The sequence below is a fragment of the Leptospira perolatii genome (assembly GCF_002811875.1).
Lineage (GTDB): Bacteria > Spirochaetota > Leptospiria > Leptospirales > Leptospiraceae > Leptospira_B > Leptospira_B perolatii.
Genome location: NZ_NPDZ01000018.1, coordinates 1 through 14490, shown reverse-complemented (window position 1 = coordinate 14490; position 14490 = coordinate 1). Strand labels below are relative to the sequence as shown.

At 43.1% G+C, this 14490-nt stretch carries 13 protein-coding genes and 1 pseudogene; 8 read left to right on the top strand and 6 right to left on the bottom strand.

Going from position 1 to position 14490, the window contains the following annotated elements; translation table 11 throughout:
• Positions 1 to 107 precede the first annotated feature (107 nt).
• A complete protein-coding gene (locus CH373_RS17380; protein WP_100715220.1) occupies positions 108 to 1169 on the top strand; it encodes a FecR family protein in 1062 nt (353 codons plus the stop codon).
• An 89-nt stretch (positions 1170 to 1258) separates the two neighbouring features.
• On the opposite strand, the gene CH373_RS17375 is transcribed toward CH373_RS17380, so the two are convergent.
• Positions 1259 to 1705: a DoxX family protein gene (locus CH373_RS17375; protein WP_100715247.1), complete on the bottom strand. Its 447-nt coding sequence runs from the start codon at positions 1703 to 1705 to the stop codon at positions 1259 to 1261.
• Positions 1706 to 1856: 151 nt separating this feature from the next.
• Between CH373_RS17375 and CH373_RS18685 the strand changes: the two genes are divergently transcribed.
• From CH373_RS18685 to CH373_RS17365, 3 genes are all read left to right on the top strand, one after another.
• On the top strand, positions 1857 to 2024 hold the full coding sequence (locus CH373_RS18685) for a hypothetical protein (protein WP_165778866.1): 168 nt from the start codon (positions 1857 to 1859) through the stop codon (positions 2022 to 2024).
• A gap of 115 nt (positions 2025 to 2139) precedes the next feature.
• Positions 2140 to 4080 carry an ABC-F family ATP-binding cassette domain-containing protein gene (locus CH373_RS17370; protein ID WP_100715218.1) on the top strand — a complete coding sequence of 647 codons (1941 nt, stop codon included), beginning with the start codon at positions 2140 to 2142 and terminating at the stop codon, positions 4078 to 4080.
• Between the two features lie 27 nt (positions 4081 to 4107).
• Positions 4108 to 4443: a rhodanese-like domain-containing protein gene (locus tag CH373_RS17365; RefSeq protein ID WP_100715216.1), complete on the top strand. Its 336-nt coding sequence runs from the start codon at positions 4108 to 4110 to the stop codon at positions 4441 to 4443.
• Between the two features lie 19 nt (positions 4444 to 4462).
• Here the strand turns inward: CH373_RS17365 and CH373_RS17360 are convergent, their stop codons facing one another.
• Positions 4463 to 5095 (bottom strand): TetR/AcrR family transcriptional regulator, encoded by a 633-nt coding sequence (locus tag CH373_RS17360; RefSeq protein WP_100715245.1) that lies wholly within the window; start codon positions 5093 to 5095, stop codon positions 4463 to 4465.
• Positions 5096 to 5474: 379 nt separating this feature from the next.
• Between CH373_RS17360 and CH373_RS17355 the strand changes: the two genes are divergently transcribed.
• Positions 5475 to 6656, top strand: coding sequence for an acetyl-CoA C-acetyltransferase (locus CH373_RS17355; RefSeq protein ID WP_100715215.1), 1182 nt, complete (start codon positions 5475 to 5477; stop codon positions 6654 to 6656).
• A 59-nt stretch (positions 6657 to 6715) separates the two neighbouring features.
• Here CH373_RS17355 and CH373_RS17350 read toward each other — a convergent pair whose 3' ends face one another.
• Genes CH373_RS17350 through CH373_RS17340 form a run of 3 tightly spaced genes read right to left on the bottom strand, consistent with a single transcriptional unit; the run spans position 6716 to position 10837 of the window.
• Positions 6716 to 7993, bottom strand: a complete 1278-nt coding sequence (locus CH373_RS17350) for an amidohydrolase family protein (protein ID WP_100715214.1) — start codon at positions 7991 to 7993, stop codon at positions 6716 to 6718.
• A 15-nt stretch (positions 7994 to 8008) separates the two neighbouring features.
• Positions 8009 to 10225, bottom strand: coding sequence for a methyl-accepting chemotaxis protein (locus CH373_RS17345; protein ID WP_100715213.1), 2217 nt, complete (start codon positions 10223 to 10225; stop codon positions 8009 to 8011).
• Positions 10226 to 10240: 15 nt separating this feature from the next.
• Positions 10241 to 10837 (bottom strand): LIC_10572 family protein, encoded by a 597-nt coding sequence (locus tag CH373_RS17340; protein ID WP_100715243.1) that lies wholly within the window; start codon positions 10835 to 10837, stop codon positions 10241 to 10243.
• 169 nt (positions 10838 to 11006) lie between these two features.
• On the opposite strand from CH373_RS17340, the gene CH373_RS17335 reads away from it, so the two are divergent.
• From CH373_RS17335 to CH373_RS17325, 3 genes are read left to right on the top strand one after another with little or no spacing between them, the layout of a single operon-like run.
• Entirely contained in the window at positions 11007 to 12296 is a 1290-nt protein-coding gene (locus tag CH373_RS17335; protein ID WP_100715212.1) for a homoserine dehydrogenase, read from the top strand.
• A 4-nt stretch (positions 12297 to 12300) separates the two neighbouring features.
• On the top strand, positions 12301 to 12636 hold the full coding sequence (locus tag CH373_RS17330; RefSeq protein WP_100715210.1) for a hypothetical protein: 336 nt from the start codon (positions 12301 to 12303) through the stop codon (positions 12634 to 12636).
• A 15-nt stretch (positions 12637 to 12651) separates the two neighbouring features.
• Positions 12652 to 13023 (top strand): STAS domain-containing protein, encoded by a 372-nt coding sequence (locus CH373_RS17325; protein WP_100715209.1) that lies wholly within the window; start codon positions 12652 to 12654, stop codon positions 13021 to 13023.
• Here the strand turns inward: CH373_RS17325 and hflX are convergent.
• Positions 12984 to 14345: pseudogene (gene hflX, locus CH373_RS17320) on the bottom strand (GTPase HflX); the annotation flags it as partial. The gene CH373_RS17325 and the pseudogene hflX overlap by 40 nt on opposite strands.
• Positions 14346 to 14490 lie beyond the last annotated feature (145 nt).

Genomic DNA, 14490 nt, shown 5'->3' with positions numbered 1-14490 from the left:
GACACATTCTGGAAAAAAAGTGCAAAGAGCTTAAATCGAGATTGTTGCTCTTAGTGATGTGGGAACTAGCCAAGGCTTGATCCTGGAAATGGAAACGGTATAGAAGGATGAACAGGATGACACCCGAATTCGAAGCCTACGCCAAACTGCTTAATAAGCAGTCAGGCCCCGTTTCGTCTATCCCCGACTTCGATCCAGCTTGGATAGGCAAGTCACCCCGCATTGAAGTGGAGGAAAGCGTCATGGAACCCGCAAATCAAAATAAGAATGTGGTTAACGTATCCAGCGCGAGCCGTCGGGGGTTAATGCTCGCCGCGGCCGCAGTCTTAGTAGGAGTGATTAGCGTCGGAGTCTGGAAATTTGGCTTCAAAGAGGCTCCTGTAAACGAAGGGCATTCATTAAAAGCTGCCGTAGTATTTGTGAAGGGAGATGCGAAACTGATTCGCGATCATGAATCTCCTCTGCATAAAGGCGATTTGCTCAACGAAGGTGATCAAATCGTAACCGGTGATAAAACTTCCGTAGATATCGGTCTTACGGATTCTAGCGTCATTCGATTGAAAGAAAATACAAGACTCGTTCTAAAAGGCTTAAGAGAAACGGAAGCATCTCAAGTAAAACTTTCATTACTTTCAGGAAAGTTAATGAACCTTGTTGAGAAAGAGAACAAAAATGCAAATTTCGTAGTAGATACTCCGACTGTGGTGGCTGCCGTACGAGGAACCGCATTTGAAGTAAGCGCTTCCGACCAGGAATCCACAGTGTTTGTCTCTGAAGGATCTGTAGAAGTAACTACCTTGGTTCGGGAAAAATCAGTAAAAGTAATCACTGTCGGAAATCTGATCGTGGTAACTGCAGATAAAGATGAATTGACCGAAGACCCAGATAGGGCAAAGAAAACTCTTCCAGAATATGCGCATATGAGGAAGAACCTGAGCGGTCTTGATAAGGAACTGTTAGACTCTACTCGTCATCTCAAAACTGCAAAAACAGAAAAGGAATTGAGTGAGATCTATAACTTATCTGTAGAACACATTATCCTGAAAGACGGACGCGAGTTGAGAGGCGTAGTTGTTTCTCAGAAAAAAGGAAAGCTTGTGGTCCAAACTCTGAAAGGATCCTATATCTTGGATGAAGAAGTAGTAGATAAGATTCGTTACGCAGACTAATCGATAGTATCAAATCATTCTTCCTTTTGAAACCCGATGTTTGCAAGTCAGCATCGGGTTTTTCTTTTGGAAAAGCTTACTTAAGTTTATTAAATGATTCTGTGAGAAATCTCTCTGTCCATAGAATAGGAACCGGCGCCTACAACTGCTAAGCAAAGTGACATACCTACCGCAAGTATATGGTATTCGAATCCTTCTCCTCCCTTGTCCCCCCACCAGTTCATAAAGAAGCCGTACTCTAGATGAGTAAAAGCAGCTATAGTTAATGTGATCCCGATTCCAGTTGCCCAGAGTCTTGTGAACAACCCGAGTACCAGACCGATGGCCCCGATCGATTCGAATGCAATTGCGAACAAACCAAGGAAATAAGGGAAGCCCATAGTATTTGTAAAATAATCCATCGCTGGTTCAAAACCGCTTCCCCCGAACCATCCCAGGGCTTTTTGGGCTCCGTGCGGGAATATTGGAATCGCCAAACCGAAACGCAAAAATAGAGGACCGAATCCGGGTCTTGTGGCAAAGAAAGAATAGATCATTGGCGTGCCAATTCTACATTTCCGGAATCTCTTGAGAATTTCTAATTTTCTCCAATTTTCGGAAATCTGCCTTGGAGTATAGGCAGCAAAAGGGATTGTCGAAAGCACCCAATTGGAAAAATTTGACTTACGAAAGCATCGGAAGGTACCCATGTCTGACGAGACAACCGAAAAGAAGAACAAAAAGATCAACAAGATGACTTTGGAAGAGCTCGAACAAGCTCTGAAAAGCTCTGTTGAGAAAATGAATGGGGAAACGAGCAAGTATGTACAACACCTCAAAGCGAGAAAGGAAGAAATCCTCGCTAAGAAGAAGTAGGCAAACCTCTCGAAAGGATAAGGCTAGCGCGGTAGCAATCGCACTCAAACCTATATTCACCCCGCCCGGGGGAAGTGTTCCCCCGGGAATCATATCCTGATTATCCCGAACCATAATGATACAGTTCATAGATATCAAACATAGATTCGGGAGCTCTACTCTATTCGAAGGATTTTCCTGGCATATTAAACCTGGAGCGAGAGTTGCCCTTGTGGGACCGAATGGTTCCGGAAAATCGACTCTGTTTAGAATGGCGGAAGGTGATTTGATTCCGGAAGAAGGAATCATCAGCCGTTCCAAGCATACAGAAATTTCACTATTTCAGCAGATTCCCAATTTCGACTTCGAGGCGAAGGTCATCGACACCGCCCTAAGTCGGCACAAGCATTACAACGAATACTCGCAGCGTTTATCAGATATTCATAATAGAATGGATCGCGTCTCCCATGATTCCAAAGAGTTTCATGACCTGCTGGATGAACAAAGCTCTCTAGAAGAATATGCCTTCACCTATGGAGTTCATGAGTTAGAAGCTAGGGCAAAAAAAATCCTAGGTGGCTTGGGATTTACCAACGAACAGATGGAGAGAAGGGTGAAAGAGTTTTCACCCGGATACCAACACCGCCTTGGACTTGCCATCACATTACTGAATCCCGGTAACCTTTTGCTCTTGGACGAACCTACAAACCATTTGGATCACGCTTCTAAGGAATGGCTCTCGGAATATTTGAGAACGACGAACCGATCTTTTGTTTTGGTGACTCACGACCCAGAATTCTTAAATGCAACTACCAATACGATCGCCGAATTGAATCCATCCGGTGTCCTGGAATTCAATGGAACTCTAGAAGAATATTTCGAACATAAAAATGAATTATTAGAAAAACTGAAAGTTCAGTTCAAAAAGGAAGAAGCTTATCTTAAAAAAAGAACCGAATGGGTGGAAAGGTTCCGAGCAAAAGCCACAAAGGCAAGACAAGTACAAAGTGTAATAAAGAAACTCGAAAAAAGAGACAAAATAGACGCACCAGAAGAATCCTTTTGGAATTCAAAAACGGATTATAGGTTCAATTATATCCCCTGTGGCAATCTAGCATTCAGAATCGAGGATGCAAACTTTTCCTACGACGGAAAGCAGCCTTATATTTTTGAAGGAACTGAGCTTCACGTATCCAATGGCGATAAGATAGCTGTGATCGGACCAAACGGCGCGGGCAAATCCACATTCCTAAGATGCTTATTAGGAATTCATAAACTTACTTCGGGAAGCATCACTTATGGTCCCAAGACCAAGATCGGTTATTTTTCCCAGAATCACCACGAAGATCTGGATCCGGCAAAGTCTTTATTAGAGACTGTATTATCCGTTTATCCGGATCTTTCGGACGTAGAAGCCAGAAACTTGCTCGGATATTTTTCTTTTTCCGAGGATAGAGTTTTTAAGAAAGTAGGAATGCTTTCCGGTGGTGAGCAGAGCAGGTTAAGACTCGCACTTCTTGTCAAATTTGAATCAAACTGTTTATTCTTGGATGAGCCTACAAACCATTTGGATTTGGTGGTTCGAGACAACTTGAAAAGGGCTTTGCAAGCATATCCGGGAGCCGTTTTAGTTATTTCCCACGATCCTGAATTTCTCAAAGATCTATGTAACAGGACTATCTCTGTTTCCGGTGGAAAAGTCCGAGATCTGAATTGCAGCTTCTCGGATTACCTGCGCTTCCCTCCCGAGGATTTGAAATCCGAAGGAGGAATCAAAAAAATAGAAGAGGCCCCACAAAACGAGTCTAAGGAGAAGAGCAGGTCTCAACGTAACTCAGATAAGAATCGGGTGAAAAAAATTCAGAAAGAAATCGAACAGCTGGAAGCAAAGATTTCGCTACTGGAAAAAAACCGCGCTAATTCCGAAGAACTTCTGGCAGATCCGGAATTTTACAAAAAAAGAAGTTACCAGATGGAGTTAGATACTTATAACGAAACAAAAGCCGAGATCGCTCGCCTAACTGAAAAATGGGAAGAATTGCAGTCCGAGTTGGAAGAGCTTTCTTCCGCAGTTTAGAAATCTGTAAATAAGGTTATCTACAAAATGTCGCCGCTAGAATTAAAAAACAAATTGGTAGAAAAGTTAGAAGGGAAGAGCAACCTATTTTTGCTCGACGTTCGCAATCCGAATGAACAAGAAATCAGTCTGATAGATGGTACTGATTTATTGATTCCGGTTACCGAATTGCCGAATCGTGTTTCGGAATTGGATGCCTGGAAAAATTCTGGAAAGGAAATCGTGGTTTATTGTCGTTCCGGAGTCCGCTCCGCAAATGCGTGTTCTTATTTGAAATCTTTAGGATTTCAGAAAGTACATAATTTGGACGGAGGGATCTTAAGATACTCCGACGAAGTGGATCCAAGCATCGCCAAATACTAAAAAAGCAAAGAGTGCTTATTTAGGAATGCAGCTGATTTTCCGATCCGTCACCTAAAAGCATTTTCTTAAAGAATAGGAATCCTTCATCTAACGGATCACCCATTCCGCGCTTTTTCAGCATGTCGGTCATGTCCAGAACTATGATTCCGTACATCCAGGAATATAATGTCCTAGCGAGTGAAGGAATTTCTTCTTCGGAGATTCTAAATTCTCCAGATCTATGACCTTCTCGAATCGTTTCTAGAAATACACGATAACTAGTCGGTAGCTTTGGGAATGCCTTTCTGTGCATAGGCCCATGGACAGTGTTGAACATGACCTTGTGCAGCTCTTGGTTGTTTCCAGAGAATTCATAATAGGTTCTGGCGATTACTACTAATTGTTCGTAAGAGGTCCTACCTTTTGTTTTGGCAACTTTCAGAGTTTCCGTTAGCTGCGCTTCTCCCTGAGAGATCAGAATACGAATAATGTCTTCCTGACTTTTGAAATGAGAGTAAGGACTTGCCACGCTGCAATCTAACTTTTCAGCAATCTTGCGCATCGATAGGCCTTCGATTCCTTCTTCATTCAGAATTTCAAAGGCTGCTTGAACGATTGTTTCTCTATTAAGGCTGTTTCGAGTGCGTCTTTTGGGACGAGTAACTGTGGTCATTTTTTGGACCTCGCGACAGAATCTTTGGACCAAGTATACAGATGTGTAAATAGGGGTCCATCTCCAGGTATCTCTAAAAGTGTCTGGGGTTTCAAGAGTTTCCTTTCCAAATTCGGGGAATTTATCAGAATAGACACTTGGAATGGAATGTAAGATACAAAAAATGGAATCTATACAGAGTTCCTAAGACTTTCCCTAGAATAAGGTTTAAATGGTTACTGCCACAAAGACACCAAAATCTTTAGTTTTAGGAATGGTTGTCTAAGGAATGAAAGCTTGTTCAAAAGGAAGATAAATGGTAGAGCATTGCTTAACACTGTTCAATTGAAAGCAATATTAAAAATTACGAATATAGAATGCGAACTAAAAAGAGGAAATCATGGAAGAAGCAGTCATTCTTGATGGGATAAGAACTCCGTTTGGAAATTTTGGTGGAACGTTGAAAGATTTGAGCACTGTAGAACTTGGCGTTCAGGTTTCGAAAGCTTTGTTGGAAAGAACCGGAGTAAAGTCTAGTGATATCGGTGAATCTATTTTTGGGAATGTAATTCCTACAGGAAAAGAAGCGATTTATCTCGCCAGGCATATCGGTTTGAAATCTGGATTACCGGTGTCTATCCCGGCGCTTACACTGAACCGATTGTGCGGATCCGGGATGGAGGCAATCATCCAAGCTGCAAAGAAAATCTATCTGGGAGATTCTGAAGTCGTTCTTGCAGGTGGATCCGAATCTATGAGCAATGCACCTTATGTTGTAAGAAATGCAAGATGGGGAGTGAGATATGGTTCTGCAGAATTTGAGGATACTTTAGAGCAAGGATTAACCGACCAGTATGTCGGACTGATTATGGGCGCCACCGCGGAGAATTTGGCGGATCAGTACAAAATCAGCAGATCGGAGCAAGACTCGTGGGCGGGGATCTCTCAGTCTCGCGCGGAAAAAGCGACGAACGAAGGAAGATTAAAGGAAGAAATTCTACCGATTACGATCGGTGGAAAGAAGCCGGTTACATTAGAAAAAGATGAATTTATCAAGGGTGTTGCCAGTCAGGATAAGCTTGGTTCTTTAAAACCAGCGTTTAGAGAAGGCGGGACAGTAACCCCAGGAAATGCTTCCGGTCTAAACGACGGTGCTGCGGCTACTCTAGTTGCGAGTGCTTCTTATGCCAAAAAAATCGGAAAGAAGCCACTCGCGATCATTCGGGGCTATGGCCACGCAGGATGTGATCCTGCAAAAATGGGAATCGGACCGGCTATTGCAATTCCGTCTGCTTTGAAAAAGGCAGGATTAAAACTTTCTGATATGAGCTTGGTAGAAGTAAACGAAGCATTCGCAGCTCAATATCTTGCAGTTCAAAAGGAATTAGGATTGAATCCTGAAATCACGAACGTCAACGGCGGTGCGATTGCGATCGGACATCCTCTAGGAGCAAGTGGGGCAAGAGTAACGATTACCTTGGCCTATGAACTAAGACGCAGAAAGGCGAAATACGGTGTAGCTTCCCTTTGCATCGGTGGTGGGCAGGGAATCGCGCTCGTCTTGGAAAATCCCGAGGCCTAGTCCAGTTTATTAAATCCAAGAATGTTTGAGGATTGGTTTGCGATTCAAGCGACCAATCCTCAGTTTCGTATCAAAATTCCACGATCTATTACTGAGCTAATGCTTCCAGGGAAAGTAACTCCTTCAAACGGAGACCATCCGCTTTTACTTTTGATGTCCTCTTTCTGGAATATTGTTTCTTTGTGAAAGTTTAAGACAGTAAAGCTCCCGCAGTATCCCGCTTCAACAAATCCGTATCCTTTGCCGTATTCTGAAGGTAGGAACTCGTTAATAAACGAACCGGGGTTTTCGGAACAGATCTTGGATATGATGCCCAAGGATAGTCCAGCGCTGCGATGTAGCCATGTTACAAAAAGTGAATATGTGTCTAACTGAGAAATTCCAGAAGTTCCTTTTTTCTTTTCTTCGATCGAATGGGGCGCATGGTCGGTGGCTAGATAATCGATCCACCCGTCTTTGACTCCTTCCAAAAGAGCCTTTTTGTCCTCGGGCCCTCTTAAGGGGGGATTCATTTGGAACCAATGTCTATTTTCATCGGTAAGCATGGATTTGTCGAAATACAGGTGAGTAGGAGTTACTTCGCAGGTAACTTTTACTCCTCTCTTTTTGGCATCGATGATCTTTTGTAGTCCATCTTTCGTGGAGTAATGGCAAAGCTTTCCTTGTAGATCGTATTTTTCAATCAAATAGAGTGCAAAGTCAGTTGCGAGAGTTTCTGCGAGTGCTGGTCTGCGATCTTCATGGTATTTTTCATACTGGTTCTTTTCTAGAATCTCGGGATCTTCACAATGAAAACTTACGTTTTTGCCTTGGTACTTTTGAATCGTATTTTCTAGTTCCTGATTCGAGTGAAAGAAAAGCTCTCCGATCGAAGGCCCCATAAATGCTTTGTATGGAACATGTTTTGATAATGGGTTTGTGTGAGGACCGATTCCTGCGTAAAGAGTGATATGAATTGGAGCCTTTTCTGTAAGAGTAAGTTTTTTTTCGTAGGTCGAATCGTCGACTGGAGGAACTGGATTGTTTGGCATATCGGCGATGTGGATCACACCCCCGTTGATCGCGGCTAGGCTAGCACTCTGAAAATCTTCTTTATAACAATGTTTTCCGGTTTCGTCTTCTCTTGCATGAACGTGAATATCGCCGAATCCTGAAAAGATAACTTCGGTATTTGGATCGAAGACTAAATCTTCCGAACTAGCATTAGAAGAGTCTAATACTTTACCTTTTTCTACGGAAGAAATTAAGCCAGTATTCTGATCGATCTCTACTGTCGCAAGGAAGGATTCCGTACTGGATTGGAAGCGGCCCGAGATCCTATGTATTTTAGTACGCATTGGTACTAAAATACACTAGCCGGATTTTTTTTCTATCGCATTCAGCAATTTTGAAAGGGTTGGGGAAGGTCCTTCTTCCATTCGAATCTTGGTCGCCAATTGGGTCGCTTTTTCTAAGTTTCCGGAAAGATAGTAAAGCTCTGCTAAATGCAGTCTGTTTTGAGAATGCTGCGGAGATATTTCTTGGGTTTGCTCAGCAAGTTCAATGGCCTTCTCGTACTCACCTATCTTTTTATGGCAATAGGAAGACAAGAATAGAAGCTCCGGGTCAGATTTTCCGAATTCCAAAAGAGTTTCTACAGAGTGAAGTGCTCTTCTATAATCTTTGAGTTTTAGAGCAGTCTTGAGTATCAACTTGGATCGATTGCTTCCGCCCGGCATACTCTCTAATTGCATTAGAATCGCTTTCAGTTGGTCCGGAGAGCTCGTTGCCTTTACTTGTTGGAACAACTCCTGCAAGCTGTACTGCCTATCGGGCAATTCTGAAATCGAGGCTGAAAAATCATTTTTTGCCCGAGTCATCGAGCTCACAGCGCCTTCGGATTTGTTCGGATTCTCGTTTGTCCCAGATAACAGATTGTCCATACTGTTTCTCATCGCCTGAATCATTCGATTGAACTGGTCCGCAATGCTTCCTATTTCATCCCAGGCCTCGGCACCCAATTCTCGGTTCAGGTCTCCCTCGGTGACCAATTCCAATCCGGAATATAATCTGTCCAAGGGCAGAAAGACCAAGTAGGACAAAAACCAGTAGGAACCGATTCCGAAAAGAATCAGGCAGAGTAGAAAGGCGATCAGAGGTTTTAGCAGTAATCCAGTTTGAAACTTCAGATAATCCGAGTAAGGAATTCCGATCTCTTTTGCAGAAGTTTTCCCTGGAGACTTTTGTATGATAGAATAATAATATTCTGCTTGGGTTCCTATAATTCTTCTGAATCTAGGTTCGCCATCAGGCACAATTTCTCTCATTTGATCCAAAACCAGAATTTTCAGGGAGTCTCCTTCTGCAGGAGAGTTGCGAACCTTTCCCGAGAGAACCTGTAAATAGATTGAGAGAATCTTTTTGTGGCCTTCCGGATTTAATAATAGAATTACGGATTCTTTAAATCCTTTTTCGCGTAAGTGCTCTACTTTTCTTCGGTAAGGCTCCAGTTCCTTCGAGAGAGATAGAAGCTTCTCCTCGAATTCTTTGGAATTCTTTGCTACCTTATTTAGATCTTCTGCAGCCTTTTCGTAAGCAGGATACTCCTGAGAAATCTCTTTTGGTTTGTCCCAAAGGAAAGAAAGTATTAGATCTTTTCTTGTTTCCGAAAACAAAGACAAATCGGATTCTCCGAACGTTCCAGCCGGAAAGCCAGGAGAATCTTGCACAGTTACCGTATATGAATTTTTAGGAAGGTCCTCTGCCTTTTGTCTTTCTTTTATAGTATCTCGGAAGGAATCTAAGCCAGGTTGAAGAAACAACCAGCTACTTCCCTGAAATACGAACAAGAGCAAGAGCAAAATTCCAAGGAGCAAGGGGGTTCTTAAAGTGAATGCTTCTCCGGATGCTCTTAAGTGAACCAACCAAGTCAAAAATAGAGCGGTCAAAAGAATCGGATTCCAAAAAGATAATGCGAACGCTCTTTCAATCGGAAAGGCAATCTCTTTGGCGTGAAACGCGATCGTGGTCCCGAGTAACAAAAGAAATGGAACCCAAATAGACAGCGCGAGCAGCTTAAGGTCGATCCTGTAAGCTTGAAAAGCTCGAATTCCTCCGAAGATCAGGATACCGCTCAGGTATAGAATCAGTATCCAAGCAATCAGTTTCTCGTCCGTGTGCTGAATGATTTCGAAAACGGAACCAGAAAATGAATAAGTAGAATTTCCACCGAGAGTTCTAACAATATGAAAAATTAATATACCGAAAGAGAATGCATATCCGGATCCAATCAAAATCCTGGAGAATCTCGGAGACGCCTGAGGATGTAGTAGATAAAAGTAATTTAGTAAATGAGTGCAGATCAAAAATACGCAGGGAAGAGCGATCCACCGATGCAAAAAGGAAGTTTGATAGTAAAGTGAGGTCCCTAAGAGAAACGAAATCTGTAGAATACTACAAAATAGAAAAATCCACCCAAGCTGCAGAGTTGTTTCTAATTTATCACGACGAAATAGAAGAAAGTAGGAGCATAACCCGGTTAAGATTGCCCCAGTCAAATAGCTGATACTCGCGAATGTTAGGACAATCATGAATTTTAAAGCCGGTTACTTTACGCAGATGGCGGAGAATTTCATTGTGACCGGACTGGAGCCTATTTCTCCATTCTTTAGATTTACGGTATTGTAATATCCGCTATCTCCTTCCGGTGTAGAGGACCAAAAAATTCCCAATGCCTTTAGTTTTGCGTCTGCCCTTTTGCTAAACGTTCTGAGCTGTTCTCTGTCCGGAAGTCGTTTTCCTCGTTCCGTGCAATGATCCGAAGCTTCTTTCCAGCCGATATTTTTGTGGGCGGTTTCATCCCATCCTCTTTTTCCATAAACGGGTGTTTTGTCTTGGTATTCCCTGCAAATGAAATACCCAAAGAAAAAGACCAGAATGATTACAACAACTGCAATAAAGCGAAACAGGCTTTTCCGGGAAGAATCTTCGCCTTCTGGAGGTTTCCTTTTGGGGAGCTCCTTCATCGTCTCCGAAATTTTGGAAGCGACTACCTGTTCTTGCTGACGGTTCGACTGACCTTGGCCTTGTCTTCGCTTATTAAATTTGCCACCCTGGCCTCCTTTCCCACCGCCTTGTTTGTGATGAGAATCTTGCTTTTTGTGACCGGAAGATTTGCGAGGGGGCTTGCGACGATTCGCCATGAATAAGGTTCCTTCAATTTTCGACGGAACCGTTCGGCCGTCGTAAAATAGAGTCTCTACCACGAGCATCCCATTTCGTAAAGAAAAATCCGAACTCTTTACTGGAAAGGCCAATTCTTGTCTGGAAAAAGGTCGAACGAATGGAACGAACTTAAAGGATTGTCCAAGAATGAAAACGATTCGAGTCGGATTGATCGGGGCTGGAACGGTCGGCTTAGGAGTCCTTAAGATCCTAAAAGAGGAAGCCAGCAGTTTGGAAAAGGAATTGAGAATTCGAGTTCAGGTGCATAGTATCTGCTCCCGATCCTTGGAAAAGTTGCACTCCGTTCGAAAGGATTTTCCGGAAGCAATTATAACGGATGATTTTCGAACGGTAGCCGGAAATCCGGACATCGACGTAATACTAGAGTTGGTCGGCGGAGTAGATGTGGCGGAGAAAATCCTACTTTCCTCCCTGAAAGCAAAGCAAACCGTAATCACCGCGAACAAAGCTCTTTTATCTCAAAAGGGAGAATCGATTTACAAACTAGCGGAAGAAAACGGAACCGAAATTGGATTCGAAGCCGCTGTTGGCGGCGCAATCCCTGTGATTCGAGTGATCCGAAATTGTTTATCGGGAGATAATATTCTCGGATTGTACGGAATTCTAAACGGTACTACGAATTTTATTCTTTCCAAAATGGAAAGGGAGCACCTGGACTATGGCCAAGCGTTGGTTTTAGCGCAAAAGGCTGGTTTTGCGGAAGCCGATCCAAGTTTCGATGTGGAGGGGATAGATACTGCTCATAAAATCAGCATCATTGGATCTCTTGCTTTTAAGGAGAAAATTCCTTTACAGAGCATTACAGTCGAGGGAATAACAAAGATTACGCGATTAGACATTCAGTTCGCAGCGGAGTTAGGTTATAGAATTAAACTCTTAGGCTTGGTTCGCAAGTTGGATGGAAAGGTCGAGGCTAGAGTTCAACCGGTAATGATTCCGAAACACCACGCATTTGCAAGCGTGATGGACGAGACAAATGCGATTTATTACAAAGCTGCATTTGCTGGACCAGGATTGTTAATGGGAAAAGGGGCCGGCTCTCTACCTACTGCATCTGCTGTGGTTAGTGATCTTTTGTACTACGGTGCACGAAGAGATACCCAACCGATCTCGGAGAAGAATCGGTTTTCTGCAGCAGAGATCTCCGAAGCGAATCAAACCGAGGCAAGATATTATCTAAGATTCAATACCGTGGATAAGCCAGGGGTGCTCGCAGAAATAGCTAAGGTGCTTGGATCGAATTCTGTTTCGATTTCCTCTGTCCGACAAAATGAATCGGATTCCGAGCCAGTAGAAGTGGTTGTTGTGACTCATCCTTGTTCTGAATCTTCCATTCAGACATCTTTGGCCCGAATCGATTCGCTGGAGATTATTCTAGAGCCTTCGATTGCGATTCGATTGGAGGATAAGCTGTAATCGAATGCCAGACTGGGAGCTCCCGTTTACGCTTTCGTTGCACGAAGGAATTTTGGAGCCACATATAGATTTATTTTTGGATCCTGGGGGAATTTCTCGTCTAATCACGTTCGGAACGTATGTTTCCGGATGGGAACTTTTACAAAAAGGAGAAGAAGTCACCTTATTAAGGAAAGACGACCATCGCAGGATATATATGAACTACGAAGGAGTTATCGAAGGAAAAGGAAGCATCCGAATTTTGATTCGGGGAACCGCTAAGATAAATGCGTCTCCGGAAAGCCTATCGGAAAGAACCGAACTTCGTGCAACTTTGAGAGACGGATTGTTACATTTATAGCTTGGATTATTAATAATGGCTAGAACGGAATTCGAAGGTCTATTTATCGAGACAAAACGCCTACCAGTAGGCGAAAAAGAAGTCTTACTTGTTACAATGGAAGGAAAAGTCACGAATTCCAATGCGTTTGAAATATCGCGAAAGATTAATTTTGTTTTTGATGATGCAATTTACGAAATCATACTAGATTTATCTCTGCTGGAATATATCAATAGCGTAGGAGTCGCTACACTACTTACTTTGATCAAAACTGTGGATCAGCACAACGGCAAGATCGTAATCGGTGGGTTGAATCACTTTTTAGAAAACGTAATTCGCTTAATGGAGCTCCCTAAGAAGGTAGCCATTTACCACACGATGGAAGAAGCGAAAGCCGCGTTTGCCTGAGATACTTTTGCCGAGCTTTCGGAATAAATCCTTTCTTCGATTCTACCGAGTAACACGTCCAGTCCGAATCCTTTTACAGCAGAGACGTATACTGTTTCAGGATCAACTTCCCGTAAAATCTCGCTCCTTGCCTCTTCAGGCAAATTGTCTATCTTGTTGTACACCAATATTCTGGGAATATCAGAAAGGCCTAGATCTTCTAATATGGATTCCACAGCTTCCATTTGAAGTTGGTACTCCGGATTGGATACGTCCACTACGTGCAAGAGCAAGTCCGAATCGCCCAACTCTTCTAAAGTTGCCTTGAATGCATTCGACAATTCAGGCGGCAGATCGTGGATAAATCCGACTGTATCGGAGATGATGATTTCTCTTTCCTGAGGGAAACGAATCCTTCTCGAGGTAGGATCCAACGTGGCAAAGAGCTTGTTTTCGGAAAGTACATGCGATTTTGTTAATGCGTTTAACAATGTAGATTTTCCGGCGTTAGTGTATCCAACGATTCCGCATACTGGGATTTCATTTTTCTTTCTACGTCGTCTGGCGGTTTCTCTTCGCTTTTTCAGGGACTTTAATTCTTGCTCTAACCTGGAAATTCTTTCTTCGACTCTACGTTTTCCGATCTCGAGTTTTGTCTCTCCGGGACCCCTTCCTCCGATTCCCCCTGTCAATCTCGACATATTGTCGTCTAACTCCGTCAGTCGACCTTTTAGATATTTCAGCTGAGCTAGTTCAACTTGAAGCTTACCGTCTCTGCTTTTTGCGTTCTTCGCAAATATATCCAAAATCAATTGGGTTCTATCGATCACTTTCAGATCTGCATAGTCGGAGATTTTCTTCGCTTGAGAAGGAGTCAGTTCCAGATCGAAAATGAGCAGTTCCACATGCTTTTGCAGTGCTTTCAAAACGATCTCTTCCAATTTTCCTTTGCCCAGCACAGTAGACGGATCGAGTCGATTTTTTCTCTGAATGAATGAATCTACTACGTGAACTCCGGCAGTTCTGCAAAGCTCCTTGAGTTCTTCTATTGATTGCGCAGGAGTTCTTTTTCTATGCGTTTCAGGATAGACGCCTACTAAAAATGCACGATTCTCCTTTTGGGCTCCTTTTAGATTCCGCCTAAAGCGTGCTAGTCTAGATTCAATCTCTAGGATCTCCTCCAGGATTCCTTCTTCCAATTGTCCGGCTAGTTTTCGCGGAAGGATCGTCCAAGGTTCGCCATCGTCTTCTTCAGGGTTCACATGTGCGGAAAACAATACCTTCGGAAAACCATCTGCTCCAACTGTAACCGCTGTAAGATAATCCAGTCGAAGCAAGACTAAGAGGCTTACGATTAGTTCACACTCACTTAAAAGACGAAGCACTCAACCAGGAAGATTTGACAGACTTGGCCTTGCTTCGACTGGATTATCTTACAGCGGTTACAGTTGGAGCAGATGGTTTTCCGAAGGTATTGTTTTCCGCACA